This is a genomic window from Nocardioides sp. AX2bis (genome assembly GCF_902506435.1).
Taxonomy (GTDB): domain Bacteria; phylum Actinomycetota; class Actinomycetes; order Propionibacteriales; family Nocardioidaceae; genus Nocardioides.
Genome location: NZ_LR733215.1, coordinates 594,747 through 618,012 on the forward strand (window position 1 = coordinate 594,747; position 23,266 = coordinate 618,012).

Genomic DNA, 23,266 nt, shown 5'->3' on the forward strand with positions numbered 1-23,266 from the left:
GCTGCCCGTGGCCCCGTGACGGCCGCCACAGGTGACTTCCGTCCACCGGAAGTCGGGTGTGTCGGTCGTCTCCACCACCGGGACACGATGGCGTCATGCCCGAGGTCCCGCCCGTCCGCTCCCACGTGCCCGTCGCCGTCGTCGGCGCCGGTCCCGCCGGCCTGATGCTCACCCACCTGCTCGCCCGCGCGGGCATCGCCAGCACCGCCGTCGAGCTCCGCACCCGTGCCGAGATCGAGCAGACCCACCGCGCCGGGATCCTGGAGTCCGACAGCGTGCGGATGCTCGTCGACAGCGGCGTCTCCGACCGGGTGCTGCGCGACGGCGACGAGCACCGCGGGATCGAGCTCGGCTTCGGCGGGGGCCGGCACCACCTCGACTTCGTCGACCTGGTCGGCGCCACCACCCGGCTCTACCCGCAGACCGACGTCTTCCTCGACCTCGCCGAGGCCCGGGCGCGCGACGACGGCGACGTCCGCTTCGGGGTCACCGAGGTCGAGGTCGGCGACCTGGCCGCCCGCACGCCGTCGCTGCGGTTCACCGACGCCGACGGGGTGCGCCACGAGGTCACCTGCGACTACCTCGTCGGGGCCGACGGCTCCCGGTCGGCCTGCCGGCGGGCCGTGCCGGCCGACGCGCGACGCCAGTACGTCCGCGAGTACCCCTTCGCCTGGTTCGGCATCCTCGCCGAGGCGCCGCCCAGCGCGCCCGAGCTGGTCTACCACCACAGCCCGGACGGGTTCGCGCTGGTCAGCCAGCGCACGCCGACCCTGCAGCGGATGTACTTCCAGTGCGACGCCGGCGAGGACCCCGACACCTGGTCCGACGACCGGGTCTGGGCCCGGCTGCAGGCGATCTGCGGCAGCAACGACCACGAGCTCCTCGAGGGGCCGATCACCTCGCGCACCGTGCTGCCCTTCCGGTCCTTCGTCCAGGAGCCGCTGCGCCACGGCCGCACCGTGCTGGTCGGCGACGCCGGGCACACCGTCCCGCCCACCGGCGCCAAGGGCCTCAACCTGGCCCTGGCCGACGTCCGGGTGCTCGCCGAGGAGCTGGAGCGCGCGGTCCGCGACGACGACCCCGACCACCTCGACACCTACTCCGTCCGCGCCCTGGAACGGGTCTGGAAGGTCCAGCACTTCTCCTACTGGATGACCACCATGCTGCACGCGCTGCCCGAGGCCTCCGACTTCGACCTGCGCCGCCAGCAGGGCGAGCTCGCCGCCGTCGTCGGCTCCCGCGCCGGCTCCACCTGGCTGGCCGAGGCCTACACCGGCTGGCCGACCCCGACCACGGGAGGACCCCGATGACCGAGACGACACAAGCGGAGATCAGCGCCGAGATCGAGGCCGAGGCGCAGGCGTACGCCGCCCGCCCGGCCGGCGCGCCGGCGGAGACGACGACCCGGCGCGGCTGGGGGGCGTACCGCTCCAGCGTGCTGCGCGTCCCGAGCAACGACCCCCACCCGGTCGACCCCGAGGGCGTCGAGCTGTGGGCGCCCTGCTTCGGTCAGCGCGACGTCGACCCGCTCGAGGCCGACCTGACCATCCAGGGCCGCGGCGAGCCGCTGGGGGAGCGGATCGTGGTCACCGGGCGGGTCCTCGACGGTGACGGGCGCCCGGTGCGCGGCCAGCTGGTCGAGGTCTGGCAGGCCAACGCCAGCGGGAGGTACGTCCACCAGCGCGACCAGCACCCCGCGCCGCTGGACCCGCACTTCACCGGCACCGGGCGCTGCCTGACCGACGACGACGGCACCTACCGGTTCACCACGGTCAAGCCCGGTCCGTACCCCTGGCGCAACCACCGCAACGCCTGGCGCCCGGCGCACGTGCACTTCTCGCTGTTCGGCACCGACTTCACCCAGCGCCTGGTGACCCAGATGTACTTCCCCGGCGACCCCCTGATGGGTCTCGACCCGATCGCGACCGCCGTGGTCGACCCCGCCGCCCGGGCCCGGATGGTGGCGACCTACGACCACGACCTGACCGAGCCGGAGTGGGCCACCGGCTACCGCTGGGACGTCGTGCTGACCGGCTCCCACCGCACCCCCCGCGAGGACGACCTCGCCGCCGCCCTGGGCGAGGAGGCCTGATGAGCGACCTGCCCCCCACCCCCGGCCAGACCGTGGGCCCGTTCTTCCACGACGCCCTGCCCTGGACCGGTGACGCCGCGCTGGTGCCGCCCGGGCGGGCCGACGCCGTACGCCTGCACGGCGTGGTCCGCGACGGCGCCGGCGACCCGGTGCCGGACGCGCTGGTCGAGCTGTGGCAGGCCGGGCAGGACGGCCGGGTCGTGCAGCGGCCGGGGTCGCTGCACCGCGACGGGCACACCTTCACCGGCTTCGGTCGCTGTGCGACCGACCGCGCGGGGTCGTACTCGTTCACCACGGTCCTGCCCGGGGCGCACGCCGAGGGTGCGGCCCCGTTCGTCTCCCTCACCGTCTTCGCCCGGGGGCTGCTGCACCGGCTGCTGACCCGCGCCTACCTGCCCGTGGGCCTCGGTGGCACGGCCGAGGCGCTGGCGGCCGACCCGCTGCTGGCCGGCCTCGACCCCGGGCGCCGCGCGACCCTCGTCTGCGAGGTCGACGACGACGGCGGCGGTGCGGGCGGGCAGGCGCTGCGTCGCGACCTCGTCCTGCAGGGGCCGGGGGAGACGGTCTGGCTGACCTACCCCCGCCTGCCGCACGGCGGCTGAGCCGGACCCGGCGGCGTGGGCGAGACTGACGACGTGACCGACCTGCTCGTGCCCGGCGACCACCGCGCCGACGGCGTCCTCGACGACGCCGCCGTCCTCGCGGCGATGCTGCGGGTCGAGGAGGTCTGGCTGGCCGCGCTCGTCGTGCACGACGTCGCCCCGGCGACCGCAGCCCTGCCGGCCGGGCGGCTGACCCGCCTGGTCGGCGACGGCGACCTCGCCGCCCTGGCCCGGGACGCCGACACCGACGGGAACCCGGTCATCGCCCTGGTCGCGCTGCTGCGCGCCCGGCTGGAGGACGCCGGGGAGCCCGGGGCAGCGCGCTGGCTGCACCGGGGGATGACCAGCCAGGACGTCGTCGACACCGCCCTGGTCCTGGGGGCCCGGGACGGCGTGCGCCGGGTGCGCGCCGACCTGGCCACCCAGGCCGCCCGGCTCGCGCAGGTCGTCGCCGAGCACCGCGACACGCCGGCCGCCGGGCGGACCCTGACGCAGCTCGCCGTCCCCACCACCGTCGGGCTGCGGGCCGCCGGGTGGCTGGCCGGCCTGCTCGACGCCGACGACGACCTCGCCGCGCTCGAGACCGACGGCTGGCCGGTCCAGGTCGGCGGTGCCGGTGGCACCCTCGCGGCCCTGGTCTCGCTGGCCGGCGCCGACCGGGCCCGCGCGGTCGTCGCCACCGTCGCCGAGCAGCTCGGCCTGCGTGCCGTCCCGCCCTGGCACACCCGCCGTCGCCCGCTGACCCGGGTCGGCGACGCCCTGACCACCACCACGGACGCGTGGGGCCACCTCGCCGCCGACGTCCTCGCGCTCGGCCGGCCCGAGGTCGGCGAGCTCGCCGAGGGCGCCGGAGGCGGGTCGTCGACCATGCCGGGCAAGGTCAACCCCGTCCGCGCGGTGCTCCTGCGCCGCGCCGCCCTGGCCGGCCCCGCCCACCTCGCCACGCTGCACCTCGCCGCGGCCGGCCAGGTCGAGGAGCGGGCCGACGGCGCCTGGCACGCCGAATGGCCCGCGCTGCGCGCCCTGGTCCGCGGCGCCGTGACGGCCGGCGGGCACGCCACCGACCTGCTGAGCGGTCTCGTCGTGCACGCCGACGTCGCCACCGCCCGCGCCCGGCAGGCCGCCGAGGTGCTCACCGCGGAGCAGCGCTCGATGGCCGCGCTGGCCGGGTCGGCACCCGGCGCGGCGACCGCGGTCGCCGACCCCGCGTCGTACCTCGGCCTGGCCGGCGACCTCGTCGACGCCGTCCTCGCCCGCGCCACCGCCCACCAAGCGGCCCACCAGGCAGCCCACCCGACCCGTACGTCCCCGACCCCGGAGGTCCCATGACCATCGCCGTCCGATTCGGCCGCGGCACCTCGGCCGACAAGCCGCTGCTCGTGCTCGGCCCTTCGCTGGGCACCTCGGCGACCACGCTGTGGTCGGCGGCCGCCGACCGGCTGGCCGAGCACTTCCACATCCTGGCGTGGGAGCTGCCGGGCCACGGCCTGGACCGCGCGGTGCCCGACGGGCCGGTGAGCATCGCCGACCTGGCCGCCGGCGTGCTCGAGCTGGTCGACGAGGTCGGCGAGCGCCGCTTCCACTACGCCGGTGACTCGGTCGGCGGCGCGGTCGGCCTGCAGCTGCTGCTCGACGCCCCCGACCGCGTGGCCTCCGCGGTGCTGCTGTGCACCGGTGCGGTGATCGGCAGCGAGCAGGTCTGGACCGACCGGGTCGCGGCCGTGCGCTCCGGCGGCACCGCCGGACTGGTCGAGGCCTCCGCCGGGCGCTGGTTCGGCCCCGGGTTCGTCGGACGCGAGCCGGACCGGGCCGGCGCTCTCCTGCACGCCCTGTCCGGCGCGGCCGACGAGGGGTACGCCGCGGTGTGCGGCGCCCTGGCCGCCTTCGACGTCCGTGACCGGCTCGGCGAGATCGGCGCCCCGGTGCTGGCCGTGGCCGGCGCGGAGGACGCCGTGACCCCCGTCGACGGGCTCCGCGAGATCGCCGACGGGGTCCGCGACGGGCGCCTCGAGGTGCTCGACGGCGTGGCCCACCTCGCCCCGGCTGAGGCGCCGGTGCAGGTGGCGGCGCTGGTGCTCGAGCACGCCCTGGGCATCCGGCCCGACCCGGGGCCCCAGCAGCCGGCGGCGGTGCCGGACGCGCCGGCGGCGGGCCCGTCGTACGACGCCGGGATGGCGGTGCGGCGCGAGGTGCTCGGCGACGCCCACGTCGACCGGGCGACCGCGGCCACGACCGCCTTCACCGCCGACTTCCAGCAGTTCGTCACCGAGCACGCCTGGGGCTCGGTGTGGACGCGCGAGGGCCTCGACCGCCGGAGCCGCTCGATGATCACGATCACCGCGATGGTCGCGCTGGGCCACCAGGAGGAGCTGGCGATGCACGTGCGCGCCGCGCGCACGAACGGGCTGAGCGTGGAGGAGATCCGCGAGGTCATCCTGCACAGCGCGGTCTACTGCGGGGTCCCCGCGGCGAACACGGCCTTCCGGGTCGCCCAGGAGGTCCTGATCGCCCTGGGCGACGTCGAGCCGCCCGCCTGAGAGCCGGACTGGACGGGCAGGCTTCGCGGCGGGGGAGGCCGCGCGTCAGCGCAGCGCCATCGACCCCGAGACCGGGGAGTCGAAGTCCAGCGCCTGGTGCTCGGCGAGGCGCTCGTCGATCTTCGCGGCGACGTCGGCGGGCCAGGGTGCGGTGCGGCGGGTCTCCATCGAGACGTGGAGGAAGATCTCCTCCATCACGTAGCTCAGCCGCTCGTGGGTGTCGTCGAGCAGGTAGACCAGCACGTGCACGGCGCGCTCGGAGCGGCCGACCAGGCGCACCCGCACCGAGATCTTGTCGCCGGTGCGCAGCTCGTCGAGGTAGCTCATGTGGTGCTCGGCGGTGAAGACGCCGGAGCCGGCGACCGTCGGCCACTTCTGCGGGATCCCGCACTCCACGAGCGACTCGTCGAGGCCCTCGCTGGAGATGCCGACGTAGTGCCGGATGTTCAGGTGGCCGTTGACGTCCTCGAAGGCCGCCGGGACGGAGCGGGCGGCGTACACCGGCAGGGCGGCGAGCTCGGCGTAGCTCGGCTGGGACGTGGCAGCGGTCGAGGAGGTCACGGTGCGGATCCTAGGTGGTCGACGTCACCTGGGCGTCCCCAGGTCTGATCTGAGACACGGGTCACGTGCCATCCGGTAAGGTCGTAGGTCCCAGTCGAGCCCCGGAGGCCCCCATGACCGTCGTCCTCTGCATCGCCGCGTTCCTGGCCGTGATCTTCCTGATCGACCTCGTGCTGGACCGCCGTCTCGCGGCCCGGATCAAGCGCGGCGGACGCGGCGAGGTCGGCTCGGCCCCGTTCAACGCGGCCGCGGCGGAGCACGGCATCGAGCGCGGCGCCCAGCAGGGCCGCGACGCGACGTGGGGGGTCTGAGATGAGCCCGGGGCTCCTGCTCGGGATCGGCGTCGTCGTCCTGGTCGTGGTGGGCTACCTCGTCCACGACTGGCGCTCGGACCGCCGGCTGCGCGCCGAGCTGGCCGAGGGCCGTACGCCGCCGCGGGGCGTGGCCGGCGAGCACGCGGCCGACGTCCACGCCTACGACGCCATGCCGAGACCTGACGACGGCCGGAGCGGTCCGGGCTTCTAGCCCCACCGCGTCCGGCCGCCGCCCGGTCGTCGTCGGGTCAGCGGACCTCGACCAGCGTGTCCTCGCGGGTGCCCGGGTCCTGGGGGCGCGTGGCGTCGAGGTGCGCCGGGAGCTTCTCGCCCTCGACGTCGACGTCCGGCAGGACCCGGTCCAGCCAGGCCGGCAGCCACCAGGCCTTGTCGCCGAGCACGTACATCAGCGCGGGTATCAGCGCCATCCGCACCACGAAGGCGTCGAAGACGACCGCCACGGCGAGCGCGAAGCCCATCGACTTGATGATCGGGTCGTCGATCAGGACGAAGGCGGCGAACACCGAGGTCATGATCACCGCGGCCGCGGCGACCACACGGGCGGAGTTGCGGAACCCGTCGACGACGGCCTCCCGCGCGTCCGCGCCGTGCACGTACGCCTCCCGGATCCGGGTGACCAGGAAGACCTGGTAGTCCATCGCCAGCCCGAAGACCACGCCGATCAGCAGGATCGGCAGGAAGCTGACGATGGGCTGGCCCTCGACGAGGCCGAAGGCGCCCTCCTGGAAGACCGCGACCGTGGCGCCGATGGTGGCCAGCACCGAGAGCAGGAAGCCCAGGGTGGCGGTCAGCGGCACGAGCACCGAGCGGAAGACCACCATCAGCAGCAGGAACGCCAGCCCGACGACCACCGCGAGGTAGATCGGCAGCGCCCCGTTGAGCCGGTCGGAGACGTCGGTCGTGATGGCGGTCAGGCCGGTGATGCCGAGGTCGGTGCCGGTGGCCTGCTCGGTGTCGCCCTCGGTGTCGCGCAGCTCCTGGAGCAGGTCCCGGGTCGCGGGCTCGTCGGGGCCGGCCTCCGGCGTGATGAGCACCTGCGCGCCGTCGCCGGCCTCGCTGGTGCCGGCGACCTGGGCGTTGACGACGCCGTCCTGGGTCGCGGCCCACTCGGTGACGGCGCCGAAGGCGGCGCCGCGCTCCTCGGCGGGCACGTCGCGGGCGTCCACGACGACCAGCAGGGGGGCCTCGCGGCCGGGACCGAACGCCTGGGTGACCAGGTCGGAGGCGCGGCGCTGGGTGGTGTCGGAGGAGGCGGTGCTGTCGGTGGGGAAGGCCAGGAAGAGGTCCTTCATCGGGATCGCGACCGCGCCGAGCGCGACCACGACGAGCAGGGCCACGGCCACCGGGCGCTTGCCGACCACGCGCGCCCAGCGCACGCCGTTGTTGAGCACGGCGCCGTCGGCCTCGCGGGTCGGGCGGTGGCGGCGCACGACGCCGCCGAAGGCCTTGCCGCCGACCATGCCGAGTAGGGCGGGCAGCAGGGTGAGTGCGACCAGCACGGCCACGAGCACGGTCGCGGCGGCGGCCAGGCCCATCGCGGAGAGGAAGGGGATGCCGACCACGGTGAGGGCGGCCAGGGCGATCAGCACGGTCAGCCCGGCGAAGACCACCGCGGACCCGGCGGTGCCGACCGCCTTGCCCACGGCCTCCGCGCGGTCGTCGGTCCGGGTCAGCTCGGAGCGGTAGCGGGCCAGGATGAACAGGGCGTAGTCGATGCCGACCGCGAGCCCGATCATCGAGGCCAGGGTCGGGGTGGTCGACCCGACGGTGTCGGTCAGGCCGGTGGCGGCGGTGATCCCGGCGATGCCGATGCCCACGCCGACCAGGGCGGTCAGGATCGGCAGGCCGGCCGCGACCAGCGAGCCGAAGGTCAGCACGAGGACGCCCAGCGCGACGGCGATGCCGAGCGCCTCCGAGGAGGCGCCGGGCGGCTCGAAGCTGGTCATGCCCTGGCCGTTGGCCTCGGCGGTCAGACCCGCGTCGCGGGCGTCGGCCAGGGCGGCCTGCACCTCGTCCTGGCTGGCCGGCTCGACGTCGGTCACGGTGTCGACGTCGAAGGCGAAGGAGATGACCCCGACGCGGCCGTCCTCGCTCAGGGTGGCGATCGTGTCGGCGTTGGCCTCGGCCGCCGCGCGCGGGGTGCCGGCCTCGACCTGCTGGGCCACGATGCCCTGGCGCTGCTCGGGCCAGGCCACCGACGGGTCGGCGAGGGGCGCGTCGTCGGCCACCTGGTCGACGGCCAGCAGGTCGCCGATCAGCGTCCGGACGGCCGCCTGGTTGGCGGGGTCGGCGAGCTGCTCGCCCTCGGGCGCCGCCACGACCACGTTGACGGTCGCCTGGTCGAAGGCGTCCTGGCTGGACGGGAACAGCTCCTGCTGCAGGTCGGCGGCCTGCTCGGAGGGGATGCCGGGGATCGTGAACTCGTCGGTGGTGGGCTGCGACAGCGTGAACGCGGCCGCGCCGACGGCGACGACGGCGACGAGCCAGACGGCCAGGAAGGCCTTCCAGCGCCGGAACGCCGTCCGGCCGAGGCGGTAGAGCAGGGTGGCCATGGGGTTCTCCTGGGGGTGCGGGCGTACGTGGCGGGGTCGGGGTGGTGCGGCGGTGACCGGGGAGCCGGTCAGCGGAAGACGGCGCGGACGTCGCGCACGACGTCGGCGAACGTGTCGGCGAAGGCCCGCGGGTCGGCGTCGGGCTGCTCGAGCACGCGGGCCAGGGCCAGGTCGTGCGCGACGACGAGCACGCGCACGAGCAGGGTCGCCCGGTCGCGCCCGAAGTCGGCACCCTCGCGCTCGAGGAGCAGCCCGGCGAGCTCCGAGGCCAGCTGGTCGAATCGCTCGTGGGCGGCCACGAGCAGGCGCGGCTCGCTCAGCATCACCCGGCGGCCCCGCTCGAGCTCGTCCAGGCTGAGGCCCGGGGCGTCGACGAGCGGGCGGGCCGCGACCAGCAGGTCCTCGACGAGGTCCCCGCCGGGTCCCCCGGCGCAGAACTCGTCCACGTCGGGGCCCGCGACGTCGGGCAGCGGGCCGAGCACCGCGTCGACCTTGCTCGGGAAGTAGTTGAACAGGGTGCGGCGGGACACCCCGACCGCGGCGGCGAGGTCGTCGAGGGTGAAGCCGTCCAGGCCGCGGTCCTCGGTCAGTGCCTGCGCCGTCGCGGTGATCCGGTGCGCGGTCTCCCACCGGCGGAGGTCGCGCAGGGACACCCGCCCGGTCGGGGCGGAGGTTGCACTCTCGGTCATGAAGTGCAGTTTTGCACTCTGGTCCTAGAAGTGCACCATCCGTCGGGTGGGGCGTCGGTCACACGTGGCTGATCTCCCCGGAACCGCGGGCGTCCAGGCCCCGGGCGATCACCATCCGCTGGATCTGGTTGGTGCCCTCGAAGATCTGCATCACCTTGGCCTCGCGCATGTAGCGCTCGACCGGGAAGTCGCGGGTGTAGCCGGCCCCGCCGAGGACCTGCACGGCGTCCGTGGTCACCTTCATCGCCTGGTCGGTGGCGACCAGCTTGGCCACCGACGCGGCGCGGGAGAACGGTCGACCGAGGTCGCGCAGCCGCGCGGCGGCCAGCGTCGTGGCGCGGGCCGACTGCACGGCGGCCTCCATGTCGGCCAGCACGAAGCCGAGCCCCTGGTGGTCGATGATCCGGCGGCCGAAGGTCTCCCGCTCCCGGGCGTAGGCCAGCGCGTGGTCCAGCGCGCCCTGGGCCAGGCCGGTGGCCACCGCGGCGATGCCGAGGCGGCCGGAGTCGAGGCCGGCCAGCGCGATCTTGAGCCCGTCGCCCTCCTCGCCCAGCCGCCGCTCGACCGGCACGCGCACCCCGTCGAAGCGCATGGTGGCCGTGGCGGAGCCGGTCAGCCCCATCTTGCGCTCGGGCGGGTCGGCCAGGAGCCCCTCGCTGTCGGCCGGCACCAGGAAGCAGGAGATCCCGTTGCGGTCGTCCGCGGTCCGGGCCATCACCTTGTAGAAGTCCGCGTGCCCGCCGTGCGTGGTCCAGGCCTTCGCCCCGTCCAGGACGTAGTGGTCGCCGTCGCGGCGCGCGGTCGTGCGCATCGCCGCGGGGTCCGAGCCGGCGTGCGCCTCGGACAGGCAGTACGCCCCCAGCTGCTCGCCGCCGAGCATGTCGGGCAGCCACGCCTTCTGCTCCTCGGTGCCGCGCGTGAACAGTCCGAAGCAGGACAGGGCGTGCACCGAGACGCCGACGCCGACCGAGGCCCACACGGCCGCGAGCTCCTCGAGCACCTGGAGGTAGACCTCGTACGACACCCCGCCCCCGCCGACCTCCTCCGGGTACGGCAGCCCCAGCACGCCGGCGCGACCGAGCAGCCGGAACACCTCCCGGGGGAAGTCCTCCTCGGCCTCGGCCCGGGCCACGGCCGGGGCGAGCTCGGTGGTGGCGAGGTGGCGGACCAGGCGGAGCAGGTCCGCGGTCTCCTCGGTGGGCAGCACGCGGTCGGCGGGCACGGGTCCTCCAGGGGGCGTTCAGGGCCAGGTCGAGTACCACAGTACGCGGCTGGGTACTGCTAGCGTCGATCCATGACCTCGGAGGCCCAGCCCCGGACGCGTCGCACGCGCGAGGCCCTGCTCGACGAGCTGGTCGGGGTCGTCCTCGCCGAGGGGTTCGCCCACCTCGGGGTCGCCGACCTGGCCGCCCGCCTGCACTGCTCGCGCTCGACGCTCTACGCCGTGGCGCCGAGCAAGGAGCAGCTGCTGCTGGCGGCCGTGCGCCACTTCTTCCGTCGGGCGACCGAGCGGATCGAGCCGGCGGTGCAGGGCGAGCCCGACCCCGGTCGCCGGCTCGGCGCCTACCTCGCCGCCGTCGCGCGCGAGCTGGCCCCGGCGGGCGCCGCCTTCCGCGCCGACCTGGCGGGCCACCCGCCGGCCGCGGAGGTCTACCGCGCCAACACCGAGCGCGCGGCCCGCCGGGTCCAGGAGCTGGTCGACGACGGCGTCCGGGCCGGTCGGATGCGCCCCGTCGACGCCCGCTTCGTCGGCGCGGCGGTGGCCGAGGTGATGACGGGCATCCAGCGCGGCGTGCTGCTCGAGCGGACCGGGCTGGCCGACGCGGAGGCGTACCTGGCGCTCGCCGACCTCGTCACCCGCGGGGTCGGCGTCCCGGCGTCCACGACGCCCGCTGACCGGCCGCTCCTGCCCCGGACGTGACGGACGCCGCGGACCCCGAGGGGTGCGCGGCGTCCGGCTCCGGGGGCGGAGGGGTCAGGAGGCGACGGCCGACAGCGTGGTGCCGGTGCTCGCGGGCACCGGCGTGGCGGCGGTGGTCTCCTCGACCTCGTCGGTGTCGAGGTCCTCGGGCAGCGCGCCACCCAGGCCGTTGGTCATGCCCCAGGCGACGGCCTGGGCGCGACGCTCGACGTCGATCTTGCGGTAGGCCTGGCGGATGTAGGTCTTGATCGAGTTGATGCTCAGCGTGAGCTGCTCGCCGATCTCGGCGTTGGTCAGGCCGTTGGTGATCAGCACCAGGATCTCGTGCTCGCGGCGGGTCAGTCGCAGGCCCGAGGGGGTCTGCGGGTGCACCGGGGTCGCCGGGCGCATCGGGCGCACCTCCTCGACCTCGGCGGCGGCCTGGGCCTCGGCCTCGGCGCGGGCGGCGACCTCGTCCTCGCCCGGGGTGGTCTCGAGCTCGCCACGACCGCTGACGAGGTCCTCGAGGGCGCGGACCAGCTGCGAGGCGGTCAGTCGCTTGGAGAGGTAGGGGCGCGCGGTGGCCGTGGGCAGCTGGTCGGCGGGCGCCCAGCTCCACACCACCGAGGTGGCGTCGCCGGCGCGCTGCAGGTCGCGCAGGACGGCCTCACCGAAGTGGGACTGGCCCATCGGCTCGTACAGGACGACGTCGACGTCCTTGGCCCGGGCGAGGCCGGACCGGAGGTCGAGGAGCTCCACGCGCTCGGCGTACGGGGCGAGCATGCACTCGAGACCCGTCACCGACAGGTCGTGGTCGTCGACGAGCGCGATGGTGATCTGCGGGGTGGTGGAAGGCATGGGGGAACTCCTAGAAGGCCGTGTCGGAGGATGCGTCGAGCAAGGGACGTGCCTCGCGGAGCGAGGCGCGGTTGGCCGGTGGCAGGGCCGGCAGGAGCTCGTCGAGGACGGCCTCGACGAGGGCGTGCAGCAGGTGGGGGCGCAGCCGGGTCCGGGTCGCCTCGGCGAGGAGGACGGCCAGGTCGCGGCGGAGCTCGCTGGTCTCGCGGGCGTCGAGGTCCGTGAGCGGCAGCGAGAGGCGGGCGAGGTGGGCGAAGTAGACCAGGCCGTTCCGCACGCTCGTGGCGTCGGTCCGCCGGGTGTCCGCGCTGCCCGGGGAGTCGTCCCCGGAGGCGGCCCCGGTGGGGACGGAGTGGAGTGCGGCGGACATGGTGTCCGTCCTCTCGATCGGTGCGGACGCCCGGTCGAGCGCCTCGACCCCCCCGTTCTCCCTCAGTGCGAGTTTCAATCAGTTCGAGCCGAAAAACTTTCTACAAAGGTTGTACAGGTCGCTCCGGGGCGGTCGGGCGGACCGTCGCGGGCCCTCGTTGCGGGACCAGCTGCTGGGCACCGGCGACCGGGTCGCCGGACAGGTGGGTCGCTCCCCAGGCCTCGGCCAGGGCTGCGTCCGCGCCGGCGCCGGCGAGTGCCAGCGGCCACCGCCGACGCAGCTCACGGAGCGCCTCGTCGTCGATGTTGAAGGCCGCGCGGCGGGTCGCGGCCAGCACGACGAGGTCGGGGTCGACGATCTCGGCGGCGGCGAGCAGCGAGCGGGTCGGCGTCTGGGTGCCGAGGAAGCGGGTGCGCCAGCCCGCGCGCTGGAGGATGACCTCGAACGCCTTGAGCGCGAGGTCGTGCGCCTCGCCCGGCGGGCAGGCCAGCAGGACCAGCGGCCCGGTGCTGGGGGCGCCGCCGACGGTCAGGGCGGCGAGGCGCGACCGGACGACCTCGGTGGCGAAGTGCTCGTCGGCGACGTCGTAGTCACCGGTCGACCAGCCGAGCCCGACGTCGTGCATGAAGGGCAGCAGGACGTCGCGGATGGCGGCCTCCACCGAGACCGTGCGGAGGACCCGGTCGATGGTGTCGTGCATGGCCGACACGTCGTACCCGACCATCGCCGCCTTGAGCTCCTCGCGCGCCACGGCGTCGTCGTCCGTCCCGGTGCCGGCCCCGACCGCGTCGTGGGTCCCGGGCGCGAGCGACGACCGCTCGGCGCTCAGCACCTCGGCCGCGGCGCGGGCTGCCGGGACCCCGCGCTGGCGCGCCGCGACCATCGCGCGGATCCGCCGCTCGTCCTCCGGGCCGTAGAGGCGGTAGCCCGACGGGGTGCGGACCGGGCTCAGCAGGCCGTAGCGCAGCTCCCAGGCCCGCAGCAGGGTCTCGGTGACCCCGACCCGTCCGGCCAGCACCCCGATCCGCCACCGCTCGCCCGGTCCGGCCGCGCCGTCCTCCGCGTCGTCGGGCACGGGATCCTGACCTTCCACGAACGTTGGACTGGAGGACCGGATGCTAGCGCAGCGGCCCCCCGCCCGGCAGACCCGCTCAGCCGACGTCGCCGATGGTGGCGCGCAGGTGCGTGAGCATCTTCTGGAGCAGCCGCGACACCTGGACCTGGGTCATCCCCAGCCGCTCGGCGATCTCGCGCTGCGACATCTCGTCGACGAACCGCCAGGCCAGGATCTGGCGCTCGCGCTCGTCCATCGTGGCCACCAGCGGGGCGAGCATGGCCCTGGCCTCGGCGGCCTCGGCGGCGTGGTCGCCCACGTCCACCACGTCGATGCTGCCGCCGGCGCCGGTGGGCTTGTCGAGGGACAGCAGCGCGAAGCCGTCCCGGGCGACCAGGGCCTCGCGGACGACCTCGACCGACTCCTCGACCTCCGCGGCGAGGCGCTCGAGCGCCTCGGCGTCGTAGCGGTCGCGCTGGTCGCTGCTGCGCAGGATCCGGGAGTGCGCCCGCTGCACCTCGCGCGGCGGGCGGATGCTCCAGCCCTGGTCGCGGAAGTGGCGGCGGATCTCACCGGTGAGGTTGGGGACCACGAAGGTCAGCAGGTCCTCGCCCCGGTCGGGGTCGTAGGTGGCCACGGAACGGACCAGGGCCAGGTAGGCGACCTGGGTGAGGTCCTCCAGGGGGATGCCGCGCTGGGCGTAGCGTCGGGCGACGGCCTCGGCGACCTGCATGTTCAGCTCGACGACGGCGTCGAGGAGGCGGTCGCGCTCCGCCGGGTCGCCGGTGCCGGCCGCCGTGGCGGCGGCGGCGAGCAGCTCGGTGGTGCGTGCCGAGCGCTCCGCCGCGGGGATGCGTCTGGCACGGCGCTGGTGGGTGAGATCGATGGGCTCCACGGTTCCGGCCTCTCCGTCGAGCACCGGTCGGTGCGAGACCTTGTTGAACCTTGTTGAATCCTGCTTCCACAAGGTTCCACAGACTTCCCGTGTAAGCCAGCCACAGCGCACTTTCCACCCCTCGGGGTGAGAGCACGCCCGCGGTTCGTCGGGGAAGCCGACCGGGCGGACCTGCCCGACCGCTACCCTTCGGCCATGCCGACGAGCCCCCAGGGCGTGGGTTCCACCGCCTTCGAGTCGGTCCTGCTCGGTCCCGCCGACCAGTCGCCGCGCCGGCTGCGCTGGCGCGTGCAGGTCCTGCTCACCTCGATGCTGGTCACCACGCACATGATCGGTGCCGCCGTCGTGGTCGTGCTGTCGGTGCTCGTGCTGCCCTCCACACCGCTCTCCGACGCCAGCCTCGTGGGCCTGGCGATCGCCGTGCCGGTCTACGTCGTCGTGGCCGTCGTGGTCGGCGGCACGGCCGCGACCGTGCGCGGGCTCCGTGCGCTGCGCTGGGCCAGCGAGGGGCGCTCGCCCTCGGAGCAGGAGCGGCGTACGGCGCTGCGGCTGCCCTGGCAGCTGACCCTCGTGCAGGCCGCGATGTGGGCCGGGGCGCTCGGGGTGTTCTCGCTCCTCAGCCTCGTCCTGCAGCCCGAGCGGGCGCTGACCACTGCGCTGACCATCGCGATCGCGGGCCTCGTCGTGAGCGCCGTGGCGTTCCTGCTCAGCGAGTTCGGGCTGCGGCCGATCGCGGCGCAGGCGCTGACCGGCGAGCTGCTCCAGGACGGCCGGGGCCTGGTCGGCGTGCGTCGGCGGATGGTCGTCTTCTGGTTGATCGGCACCGCCGCGCCGCTGATGGGGGTGTTCCTCGCTGCGACCATCTTCCTGGCCGACGGGGCGCTGGGTGGCGAGGACCTGACGCCGACCAGGTTCGCCTGGATCGTGCTCGCGCTGGCCGGGGTGGTGCTCCTTGTCGGGCTGCTGGTCACCCTGCTCACGACCAGGGCGGTGGTCGGCCCGATCACCTCGGTCCGGCAGGCCCTGCTGCGCGTCGGCGAGGGGGACCTCGAGACCGAGATCACGGTCTACGACGGCACCGAGCTCGGCCTGCTCCAGGCCGGTTTCAACCAGATGGTCCGCGGGCTGCGCGAGCGCGAGCAGCTGCGGGACGTGTTCGGGCGCCACGTCGGGCGCGAGGTCGCGGACGCCGCCGCTGCCGGGTCGGTCGAGCTGGGCGGCCAGTCCCGCGAGGTCACGGTCCTCTTCGTCGACCTGGTCGGGTCGACCTCGTTCGCGACCGAGCGGGACGCCGACGAGGTCGTCGGCACGCTCAACCGCTTCTTCGCCGTCGTGGTCGAGGAGGTCGGTCGCGAGGGGGGACTGGTCAACAAGTTCATGGGGGACGCCGTCCTGGCGGTGTTCGGGGCACCGGTCGACCACGAGGACCACCCCGGCGCGGGGCTGCGCGCCGGTCGGCGGATCGCGGCGCGGCTGGCCGAGGAGGTCGGCGAGATCCGCGCCGGGATCGGGATCGCGACGGGCACGGCCTTCGCCGGCAACGTGGGGGACGAGCAGCGCTACGAGTACACCGTGATCGGCGACTCGGTGAACTCCGCCGCCCGGCTGTGCGACCTCGCCAAGGCCCCGCCGGCGGAGGCCGTGGACGCGGTGGGGTCGTCGTTGCTGCTCGCCGCGATGAGCACGGTGGAGGCCGCCGGGGGCGACGAGGGCGAGCGCTGGCGCGGTGCCGGTTCCACGGTGCTCCGGGGGCGCAGCGAGGAGACCGCGCTGGCCGCGGTGTCGGCCCCGGTCAGCGCGGACCGGTGACGAGCCGGCCGAGGCCGTCCAGCAGCCGGTCGACGTCGTCGTCGTCGGTGTAGGGCGAGATCCCGACCCGGAGGCCGCCGGTGTCGCCCAGCCCCAGGTGGCGCGAGGCGTGCACCGCGTAGAAGTGACTGGCGGGGGCGTTCACCCCGAGCCCGGCCAGGAACCGGTACGCGTCGACCGCCTCCACGCCCGGCACGTCCTCGAAGGTGAGCAGCAGCGTCGGCGTACGGCGTCGCGCCCGCGACCGGACGGTGACGCCGAGGTCGGTGGCGCCCTGCTCGACCCGGTCCCGCAGCCGGGCCTCGTGCGTCTCCACCGCTGCCAACGAGCGCTCCAGGCGGGTGCGCCGCGGGTCGGTCGCCGCGGCGGCGGAGGCGCCGACCACGTCGGCCAGGCCGGCGAGGAAGTCGACCGCGGCGCTCAGCCCGGCGAGCAGCTCGTACGGCAGCGTCCCGGCCTCGAACCGCTCCGGCACCCGGTCCGGGGACGGCTCCAGCTTGGCCGGGTGGAGGGTCTCGAGGAGCGCGGGGTCCCCGTGCAGGACGCCGCAGTGCGGGCCGAGCACCTTGTAGGGCGACCACGAGTAGAGGTCGGCGCCGATCGCGGCGAGGTCGACGTGGTGGTGGGCGGTGAGGTGGACGCCGTCGACGTGCACCAGCGCGCCCACCTCGTGGGCGGCCCGGGTGATCGCGGTGACGTCGGGGCGGGTGCCGAGCAGGTTGGAGGCGCCGGTGACCGCGACCAGGCGGGTGCGCGGACCCAGCAGCGCGGTCACCGCGGCCGGGTCGAGCTCGCCGGTGGCCGGGTCGAAGTCGGCCCAGCGCACGGTCGCGCCGACGGCGGCGGCGGCGGAGGTCCACGGTGCGACGTTGGCGTCGTGGTCCAGGCGAGTCACGACCACCTCGTCCCCGGGTCCCCAGCCGGCGGCCAGGGTGCGGGCGAGGTCGAAGGTCAGCGCGGTCATGCTGCGACCGACGACGACGCCCGTGGGGTCGCCGCCCACCAGGTCGGCGGCTGCCTGCCGGGCGGCCACGACCACGGCGTCCGCACGGCGCTCCGAGGCGGTCGTGCCGCCCCGGTTCGACAGGCCGGCGACGAGGGCCCCGGCGACGGCCTCGGCGACCGCGGTCGGTGTCTGCGACCCCCCGGGGCCGTCGAAGTAGGCGGTGCCGTCGGCCAGGGCCGGGAAGTGCGCCCGCAGCGCGGCGACGTCGTAGGCGGCGGCGCTCACCGCAGGACCTCGCGCACGGCGGTGACGAACCCGTCGACGTCGGCGACCGTCAGGGTCGCGCCCGGGTGCCGCAGCCGGCCGGTCGGCTCGATCCCGCGGACCGGCTCGTGGAAGGAGACGCAGGCGCCGCGGTCGCCGTTCGTGGCGAAGCTGATCCCGCGGTCGCTGAAGGACAGGTGCGGGGGACCGGCGGTCTTCAGCAGGGCGTACCCGCCGGAGACCTCGACGCCGGCCAGGTTGGCGACGGGGGTCCGCAACCGCCAGGGCCCGAACCGCACCCGCAGCTCGTCGTCCAGCTCCACGCCGGTGGTCGCGGCGGTGACGCCGAAGGGCAGGCCCAGGACCCGGTAGCGCGGGTCGAGGCGGAAGGCGAAGTGCTGCGTCATCCGGGCAACCTACGCGCGGCACCCGGGTCGCGGTCTCGCCCGGGAGGGCGGCGGGCCCGCCCCGACCGCACGCCACACCTGCACCGATCCTGGTTCACCCTTCAGGATGGGGCGCGACGGCGGGCGCTGCCGATTCGATCGGGCGTCGGACGGCGCATCCCCGGGCGACGGCCGAGCCCGTGACCGCGAAGGAGCACCCGTGACCCCCCACGCCGACGACGGCCGGGCGCCCCGGCGGGTGCCGCCGGGGTCCGCGCGGGCGGTACGGCTGGCGGTCGTCGACGACTACGAGATCGTGCGCGCCGGGGTCTCGGCGATGCTCGAGCCGTACGCCGGTCGGGTGCGCGTGGTCGAGCTGACCACCTCGGAGCCCGACCAGGAGGACGTCGACGTCGTCCTCTACGACACCGACACCCAGACGTCGGGCACCCGGGTCAGCCTCGAGGTGCTGCTCGGTCGGAGGTCGGTGGGCGCCGGGCGGGCGCCGGGGCAGCGCCCGCCGCGCGTGGTGGTCTTCAGCTGGAACGTCGAGGCGGCCCGGGTCGACACCGCGCTGCGGCGCGGGGCGGCGGGCTACCTCAGCAAGGGCCTCACCGCGGTGGACCTGGTCACCGCGGTCGAGCAGGTCCACGCCGGCGAGCGGGTCCGCCCCGAGGCCGAGGGCGACGACGACGAGCCCGCCGGCGGGTGGCGTGGCCAGGGCGAGGGGCTGAGCGTGCGGGAGGCCGCCACGATCGCGCTGATCACCCAGGGGCTGTCCAACCAGGAGATCGCCGACCGCTCGTTCCTGTCCATCAACTCGGTCAAGACCTACATCCGCAGCGCCTACCGCAAGATCGGTGTGTCGCGTCGCTCGCAGGCGGTGCTCTGGGGCCTGCAGCACGGGTTCGACGCGCCCGACCGGGCGGTGCCGGGGGCAGGGCAGGCCGGGCAGGCGGGGGCCGACCTGACCCGGCGACCCCCGGCGTCCCGTTCGGCGTCGCGCCCGCCGTCCCGGTCGGCTCCGCCCGCCGCGGAGGCGTAGGGGCCGGTGCGCGTCAGCGCCGGGAGGCCCCCCAGGACGTGCCGGCCGGTCCTGGTGAGGTGCCGACCGGTCGGGCATACTGGGAGGTGCCGGCGGTCACGCCCGGGTTCCCGACTCACGCAGACGGGGCCCGAGCCTGGCTGCCGGTGCTGCGTCCGCAGACCCCTCTGGGTGGCCGAGGCGCTCTCGCGCTGCTGGCAGGCTGGTCGGGTGAGCCCCACCGAGAAGCTTCCCCCGCACGTCATGGTCCTCTTCGGCGCGACCGGAGACCTCGCCCGCCGCAAGCTCTTCCCGGGCCTCTACAAGCTCGCCCGCGCCGGCCGGCTGCCGGCCGACTACCAGGTGATCGGCAGCGGACGGCACAGCCCGGGCTCCGACGACGAGTTCCGCGACCAGGTCCGCGAGGGGCTGGCCGAGACCGTCGGCGACCTCGACGACGACCTCGTCGCCGAGCTGGTCGGGCGGGTGTCCTTCCAGACCTCGAACGCCGACGACGGTGCCGACCTCGCCGAGGCCGTCCGGACCGCCGAGCAGTCCCTGGTGGGTGGCGACGACGTCTCCGACGTCCGCCGGCTGGTGTACCTCTCGGTGCCGCCGTCGGCGATGCAGGACATGATCCACATGCTCGGCCGGGAGGGCATCGCCGAGCGGGCCCGCCTGGTGATCGAGAAGCCGTTCGGCCTCGACCTGCAGTCCTCCCGCGAGCTCGACTCCGCCCTCAAGGACGTCGTCGACGAGGACCAGGTCTTCCGCATCGACCACTTCCTGGGCAAGGAGGCGGTGCAGAACATCCTGGCGCTGCGCTTCGCCAACGGTCTCTTCGAGCCGGCCTGGGACGCCGAGCACCTCACGTCGGTGCAGATCGACGTGCCCGAGGACCTCGGGCTGGAGGGCCGCGGCAGCTTCTACGAGTCCACCGGCTGCCTGCGCGACATGGTCTCCACCCACCTCTCCCAGCTGCTCGGCTTCGTCGCCCTGGAGGATCCGGGCGAGTTCAGCGCCGACGCCGTGCGCGACGCCAAGGCGAAGGTCTTCGCCGACCTCCAGCCGCTGGACCCGGCCAAGGTCGTCTTCGGCCAGTTCGAGGGCTACCGCGACGAGGAGGACGTGGCCGAGGACTCCGACGTCGAGACCTTCGTGGCGATCGAGGCCCGCGTCGACAACGACCGGTGGCGCGGGGTGCCGTTCTACCTGCGCACCGGCAAGGCCCTGGCCCAGCAGCGACGCACGATCACGCTGCGCTTCCGTACCGCGGAGAGCCCGATCTTCGGGGTGGACCCCGGCCCCAACGAGCTCGTCCTCGAGCTCACCGACGACCCGCAGGTGCTGATCGACATGCGCGCCAAGCGGCCCGGGCCCGACATGGAGCTGGCCGAGGCCACCATGCGGATGGACTTCTCCGACGCCATCCCGGGGGCCGACCCGCTGGAGGCCTACGAGCGGCTGCTGCTCGAGGTCATCCGCGGGGAGCAGACCCTGTTCACCCGCTCCGACGAGGTGGACCGGTTGTGGCAGGTCGTGCAGCCGGTGCTGGACAACCCGCCGCCGCTGCAGACGTACGCGAAGGGGTCCTGGGGCCCGCAGGCCGCGCTGGACCTCCCCGAGGGCGGCTGGCGGCTCGGGCGCGACGATGCCTGACGGCCCCTCCCAGGAGGGCGCCCGCAGCCGCAGCACGGGTGGCTCCCAGAGCGCGCTCGGCGACCGTGACTTCCTGGCGATCGCCGACCACGGCCTGATCGGTGACCTGCGCACCTGCGCCCTGGTGGGCTCCGAGGGCACCATCGACTGGTTCTGCGCGGGCCGCTTCGACGCGCCCAGCGTCTTCGGGGCCCTGCTGGACCCCGAGCAGGGCGGGGCCTGGCGCTTCGAGGTCGTCGACGGCCACGTGACGACGGCGCAGTTCTACTTCCCCGACTCCAACATCCTGGTCACCCGGTTCCTGACCGAGGAGGGCGTGGCCGAGGTCCACGACTTCATGCCGGTCGTGAAGGCGCACGACCACGATCACCGGCAGCGGATCGTGCGGCGGGTCACCGCCGTGCGGGGCTCGACGCGCCTGCGCATGGAGCTGGCCGCGCGCCCCGACTACGGCCGCGTCACGCCCGACGTGGAGCTGGTCGGCACCGACGCGCTGGTCACCGGGGGCGGTCTGCGCCTCGGGGTGGCCTCGACGGTCGACCTCACCACCGAGGACGGCACGGTGCTCGCCGACCTCACGCTGCGGGCCGGCGAGGAGGCGCTGTTCGTCCTGCAGGTGCTCGACGAGGGCGAGGACCTCACGCCCGGCGACTGCGCGGACACCGGCCAGCTGTTCGCCGAGACCGCGGCGTTCTGGCGCCAGTGGCTGTCCCGCTCGACCTACCAGGGACGCTGGCGCGAGATGGTCAACCGGGCCGCGCTCACGCTCAAGCTGCTCACCCACGAGCCGACCGGCGCGATCATCGCGGCGCCCACCACGAGCCTGCCGGAGGAGATCGGCGGCCCGCGCAACTGGGACTACCGCTACGTCTGGATCCGCGACGCCGCGTTCAGCCTCTACGCCCTGCTGCGCCTCGGCTTCACCGACGAGGCCAACGCCTTCATGGGGTGGCTCTCCCGGCGGCTCGAGGACCAGGGCGACGACGTCGACCCGGAGCTCGGCCCGCTGCGGGTGCTCTACGACATCGACGGCAACATCCCCGACACCGAGCACGAGCTCGACCACCTGCGCGGCTACCTCGACTCGAAGCCGGTCCGCGTGGGCAACGCCGCCGCCGGTCAGCTCCAGCTCGACATCTACGGCGAGCTGATCGACTCGGTCTACCTGTTCAACAAGTACGGCAACGGCCTGTCCTACGACTCCTGGTCCGACCTCACCCGGGTCCTGGAGTGGCTGATGGACAACTGGGAGCGGCCCGACGCCGGCATGTGGGAGATCCGCGACGAGCCCCGGCACCACACCACGTCACGGCTGATGGCGTGGGTGGCGCTGGAGCGGATGATCCGGACCGCCCGCCAGCGCGGCCTGCCCGGTGACGCGACCCGCTGGATGAAGGTCCGCGACGAGATCTACGAGCGGCTCATGACGCGGTCCTGGAACGCCGAGATCGGGGCGTTCGTCCAGCACGAGGGCGCCGACGTGCTCGACGCCGGCGTCCTGCTGATGCCGATGGTGAAGTTCGTGGCGCCCGACGACCCGCGCTTCCTCTCGACGCTGGAGGCGATCGAGGAGCGGCTGGTCTCCGACAGCCTGGTCTTCCGCTACGACGTGGAGATGTCCGCCGACGGTCTCGAGGGCGGCGAGGGGACGTTCTCGCTGTGCTCGTTCTGGTACGTCGAGGCGCTCACCCGCGTCGGCCGGCTCGACGACGCGCGGCTGGCGCTGGAGAAGATGTTCACCTACGCCAACCACCTCGGCCTCTACGCCGAGCAGATCGGGCTGACCGGGGTCCAGCTGGGCAACTTCCCCCAGGCCTTCACCCACCTCAGCCTGATCAGCGCCGCGCTGAACCTGGACCGCGCCCTGGGCTGACCGCCGAGATGGCGCTCGCGGACAGCCGAGGTGACGCTCACGGACAGCCGAGGTGACGCTCACGGACAGCCGAGGTGACGCTCGCGGACAGCCGAGATGACGCTCGCGGCGCCCCGAGGTGACGCTCGCGGCGCCCCGAGGTGACGCTCGCGGACACGTCAGCTCGTGAACGGCGCCTCGTCGAGGTGCGCCATCAGCTCGCGCGGGCTGTCGTAGACCGCGACGGCGCCGGCCTCGAGCAGCTCGGCGCTGCCGAACCCGCCGGTGAGCAGGCCGACGCAGGGGACCCCGGCCTTCGCCGCCGCCTCGACGTCCCATACGGCGTCGCCGATCATCACCGCGTGCGTGGCGTCCACCGACTCCAGCGCGACCTCGATGAGGTCGGGCTCGGGCTTGCTCTGCTCCGCCTCGGCGCCCGCGATCGACTCGTGCAGGTGCTGCCCGGCGCCGTCGAGCAGCTCCAGCAGGCGCTCGCTGAGCTCCTTGTCGGCCGAGCTGGCGAGCACGACGTTGAAGCCCTTGCCGCGCAGCGCCTCGAGCAGCTCGCCGGCACCGTCGGTGGCGCTGAGGTCGTGGAACCGCTCGTCGAGGTAGCGCTGGTGGCGCTCGCGGACCTCGTCGCCCATGGCGTCCTCGACGGACTGGCCGGCGACGTGGGCCACGAGGCGGTCCCCGCCCATCCCGATCGCGCGTTGGACGTGGTGGCTGGCCACGGTGACGCCGACGTCGCGGAACGCCAGCTTCCAGGCGGTGGTGTGCACGTAGACGGAGTCGACGAGGGTGCCGTCGAGGTCGAGCAGCACGGTGTCGATGGACACGAGGCGGGCTCCTTGGATGGGGTACGGGGGACCCGCCACCTT

At 74.6% G+C, this 23,266-nt stretch carries 23 protein-coding genes; 12 read left to right on the forward strand and 11 right to left on the reverse strand.

Features of this window, described 5'->3' with window-relative positions:
- Positions 1-95 precede the first annotated feature (95 nt).
- The 5 genes from GV155_RS02880 to pcaDC are packed head-to-tail and all read left to right on the forward strand — an operon-like array spanning position 96 to position 5,231.
- Entirely contained in the window at positions 96-1,310 is a 1,215-nt protein-coding gene (locus tag GV155_RS02880; protein ID WP_160005066.1) for a 4-hydroxybenzoate 3-monooxygenase, read from the forward strand.
- Positions 1,307-2,092: a protocatechuate 3,4-dioxygenase subunit beta gene (gene pcaH / locus GV155_RS02885; RefSeq protein ID WP_160005068.1), complete on the forward strand. Its 786-nt coding sequence runs from the start codon at positions 1,307-1,309 to the stop codon at positions 2,090-2,092. Before GV155_RS02880 ends, pcaH begins: the two co-directional genes overlap by 4 nt.
- Positions 2,092-2,694, forward strand: a complete 603-nt coding sequence (gene pcaG / locus GV155_RS02890) for a protocatechuate 3,4-dioxygenase subunit alpha (protein ID WP_201300036.1) — start codon at positions 2,092-2,094, stop codon at positions 2,692-2,694. Before pcaH ends, pcaG begins: the two co-directional genes overlap by 1 nt.
- A gap of 33 nt (positions 2,695-2,727) precedes the next feature.
- A complete protein-coding gene (locus tag GV155_RS02895) occupies positions 2,728-4,023 on the forward strand; it encodes a lyase family protein (protein ID WP_160005070.1) in 1,296 nt (431 codons plus the stop codon).
- A complete protein-coding gene (gene pcaDC / locus GV155_RS02900; protein WP_160005072.1) occupies positions 4,020-5,231 on the forward strand; it encodes a bifunctional 3-oxoadipate enol-lactonase/4-carboxymuconolactone decarboxylase PcaDC in 1,212 nt (403 codons plus the stop codon). The genes GV155_RS02895 and pcaDC overlap by 4 nt, the downstream gene beginning before the upstream one ends.
- A 45-nt stretch (positions 5,232-5,276) precedes the next feature.
- On the opposite strand, the gene GV155_RS02905 is transcribed toward pcaDC, so the two are convergent.
- On the reverse strand, positions 5,277-5,792 hold the full coding sequence (locus tag GV155_RS02905; RefSeq protein WP_160005074.1) for a thioesterase family protein: 516 nt from the start codon (positions 5,790-5,792) through the stop codon (positions 5,277-5,279).
- A 113-nt stretch (positions 5,793-5,905) separates the two neighbouring features.
- Between GV155_RS02905 and GV155_RS02910 the strand changes: the two genes are divergently transcribed.
- Both GV155_RS02910 and GV155_RS02915 read left to right on the forward strand, forming a co-directional pair.
- Positions 5,906-6,103, forward strand: coding sequence for a hypothetical protein (locus GV155_RS02910; RefSeq protein ID WP_160005076.1), 198 nt, complete (start codon positions 5,906-5,908; stop codon positions 6,101-6,103).
- A gap of 1 nt (position 6,104) precedes the next feature.
- Positions 6,105-6,317, forward strand: coding sequence for a hypothetical protein (locus GV155_RS02915; RefSeq protein WP_160005078.1), 213 nt, complete (start codon positions 6,105-6,107; stop codon positions 6,315-6,317).
- A 37-nt stretch (positions 6,318-6,354) separates the two neighbouring features.
- On the opposite strand, the gene GV155_RS02920 is transcribed toward GV155_RS02915, so the two are convergent.
- From GV155_RS02920 to GV155_RS02930, 3 genes are all read right to left on the reverse strand, one after another.
- Positions 6,355-8,679 carry an MMPL family transporter gene (locus GV155_RS02920; protein ID WP_160005080.1) on the reverse strand — a complete coding sequence of 775 codons (2,325 nt, stop codon included), beginning with the start codon at positions 8,677-8,679 and terminating at the stop codon, positions 6,355-6,357.
- 68 nt (positions 8,680-8,747) lie between these two features.
- Complete coding sequence (locus GV155_RS02925) at positions 8,748-9,368, reverse strand: TetR/AcrR family transcriptional regulator (RefSeq protein ID WP_160005082.1); 621 nt, start codon at positions 9,366-9,368, stop codon at positions 8,748-8,750.
- Positions 9,369-9,426: 58 nt separating this feature from the next.
- Positions 9,427-10,590 carry an acyl-CoA dehydrogenase family protein gene (locus GV155_RS02930; RefSeq protein WP_160005084.1) on the reverse strand — a complete coding sequence of 388 codons (1,164 nt, stop codon included), beginning with the start codon at positions 10,588-10,590 and terminating at the stop codon, positions 9,427-9,429.
- Positions 10,591-10,662: 72 nt separating this feature from the next.
- On the opposite strand from GV155_RS02930, the gene GV155_RS02935 reads away from it, so the two are divergent.
- The gene (locus GV155_RS02935; RefSeq protein WP_160005086.1) at positions 10,663-11,289 is read left to right on the forward strand and encodes a TetR/AcrR family transcriptional regulator; all 627 of its coding nucleotides are present in this window, start codon (positions 10,663-10,665) and stop codon (positions 11,287-11,289) included.
- A 54-nt stretch (positions 11,290-11,343) separates the two neighbouring features.
- Here GV155_RS02935 and GV155_RS02940 read toward each other — a convergent pair whose 3' ends face one another.
- The 4 genes from GV155_RS02940 to GV155_RS02955 all read right to left on the reverse strand — a co-directional run bounded on the left by GV155_RS02940 (position 11,344) and on the right by GV155_RS02955 (position 14,445).
- Positions 11,344-12,126: a helix-turn-helix transcriptional regulator gene (locus GV155_RS02940; RefSeq protein WP_160005088.1), complete on the reverse strand. Its 783-nt coding sequence runs from the start codon at positions 12,124-12,126 to the stop codon at positions 11,344-11,346.
- A gap of 10 nt (positions 12,127-12,136) precedes the next feature.
- Positions 12,137-12,496, reverse strand: coding sequence for a hypothetical protein (locus GV155_RS02945; RefSeq protein ID WP_160005090.1), 360 nt, complete (start codon positions 12,494-12,496; stop codon positions 12,137-12,139).
- Between the two features lie 100 nt (positions 12,497-12,596).
- The gene (locus tag GV155_RS02950) at positions 12,597-13,571 is read right to left on the reverse strand and encodes a MerR family transcriptional regulator (RefSeq protein ID WP_160005092.1); all 975 of its coding nucleotides are present in this window, start codon (positions 13,569-13,571) and stop codon (positions 12,597-12,599) included.
- 76 nt (positions 13,572-13,647) lie between these two features.
- The gene (locus GV155_RS02955; protein WP_160005094.1) at positions 13,648-14,445 is read right to left on the reverse strand and encodes a sigma-70 family RNA polymerase sigma factor; all 798 of its coding nucleotides are present in this window, start codon (positions 14,443-14,445) and stop codon (positions 13,648-13,650) included.
- A gap of 195 nt (positions 14,446-14,640) precedes the next feature.
- Between GV155_RS02955 and GV155_RS02960 the strand changes: the two genes are divergently transcribed.
- A complete protein-coding gene (locus GV155_RS02960) occupies positions 14,641-16,254 on the forward strand; it encodes an adenylate/guanylate cyclase domain-containing protein (protein WP_160005096.1) in 1,614 nt (537 codons plus the stop codon).
- Here the strand turns inward: GV155_RS02960 and GV155_RS02965 are convergent.
- Together GV155_RS02965 and GV155_RS02970 are read right to left on the reverse strand one after the other, a co-directional pair.
- Entirely contained in the window at positions 16,238-17,485 is a 1,248-nt protein-coding gene (locus GV155_RS02965) for a cysteine desulfurase-like protein (RefSeq protein WP_160005098.1), read from the reverse strand. The two genes, GV155_RS02960 and GV155_RS02965, sit on opposite strands and share 17 nt — an antisense overlap.
- A complete protein-coding gene (locus GV155_RS02970) occupies positions 17,482-17,871 on the reverse strand; it encodes a hypothetical protein (protein WP_160005100.1) in 390 nt (129 codons plus the stop codon). Before GV155_RS02970 ends, GV155_RS02965 begins: the two co-directional genes overlap by 4 nt.
- Positions 17,872-18,070: 199 nt before the next feature.
- On the opposite strand from GV155_RS02970, the gene GV155_RS02975 reads away from it, so the two are divergent.
- The 3 genes from GV155_RS02975 to GV155_RS02985 all read left to right on the forward strand — a co-directional run bounded on the left by GV155_RS02975 (position 18,071) and on the right by GV155_RS02985 (position 22,406).
- Complete coding sequence (locus GV155_RS02975; protein ID WP_236553905.1) at positions 18,071-18,895, forward strand: response regulator transcription factor; 825 nt, start codon at positions 18,071-18,073, stop codon at positions 18,893-18,895.
- A 210-nt stretch (positions 18,896-19,105) separates the two neighbouring features.
- Positions 19,106-20,533 (forward strand): glucose-6-phosphate dehydrogenase, encoded by a 1,428-nt coding sequence (gene zwf / locus GV155_RS02980; protein ID WP_236553907.1) that lies wholly within the window; start codon positions 19,106-19,108, stop codon positions 20,531-20,533.
- Entirely contained in the window at positions 20,526-22,406 is a 1,881-nt protein-coding gene (locus GV155_RS02985) for a glycoside hydrolase family 15 protein (protein WP_160005104.1), read from the forward strand. Before zwf ends, GV155_RS02985 begins: the two co-directional genes overlap by 8 nt.
- A 158-nt stretch (positions 22,407-22,564) precedes the next feature.
- On the opposite strand, the gene GV155_RS02990 is transcribed toward GV155_RS02985, so the two are convergent.
- A complete protein-coding gene (locus GV155_RS02990) occupies positions 22,565-23,224 on the reverse strand; it encodes an HAD family hydrolase (protein ID WP_236553909.1) in 660 nt (219 codons plus the stop codon).
- Positions 23,225-23,266: the final 42 nt, after the last annotated feature.